The following is a 714-nucleotide window of genomic DNA, read 5'->3' as shown; positions in this document are numbered from 1 at the left end:
CGCCAAAACATCTTCGGCGTTGTAAGGTTAAGCCTCACGGTTCATTAGTACCGGTTAGCTCAACGCATCGCTGCGCTTACACACCCGGCCTATCAACGTCGTCGTCTTCAACGTTCCTTCAGGACCCTTAAAGGGTCAGGGAGAACTCATCTCGGGGCAAGTTTCGTGCTTAGATGCTTTCAGCACTTATCTCTTCCGCATTTAGCTACCGGGCAATGCCATTGGCATGACAACCCGAACACCAGTGATGCGTCCACTCCGGTCCTCTCGTACTAGGAGCAGCCCCCCTCAATTCTCCAGCGCCCACGGCAGATAGGGACCGAACTGTCTCACGACGTTCTAAACCCAGCTCGCGTACCACTTTAAATGGCGAACAGCCATACCCTTGGGACCTACTTCAGCCCCAGGATGTGATGAGCCGACATCGAGGTGCCAAACACCGCCGTCGATATGAACTCTTGGGCGGTATCAGCCTGTTATCCCCGGAGTACCTTTTATCCGTTGAGCGATGGCCCTTCCATTCAGAACCACCGGATCACTATGACCTGCTTTCGCACCTGCTCGCGCCGTCACGCTCGCAGTCAAGCTAGCTTATGCCATTGCACTAACCTCCTGATGTCCGACCAGGATTAGCTAACCTTCGTGCTCCTCCGTTACGCTTTAGGAGGAGACCGCCCCAGTCAAACTACCCACCAGACACTGTCCGCAACCCGG

General features: G+C 55.0%; 1 rRNA gene. It reads right to left on the bottom strand.

Annotated features, from left to right (window positions below):
- Positions 1–23: 23 nt before the first annotated feature.
- A 23S ribosomal RNA gene (locus KW828_RS21630) occupies positions 24–714 on the bottom strand; the annotation flags it as partial.

The sequence above is a fragment of the Enterobacter sp. ENT03 genome (assembly GCF_019218745.1).
Taxonomy (GTDB): Bacteria; Pseudomonadota; Gammaproteobacteria; order Enterobacterales; family Enterobacteriaceae; genus Enterobacter_D.
The sequence above is the reverse complement of the archived record's forward strand: the minus strand, read 5'-3'. Positions and strand labels throughout refer to the sequence as shown.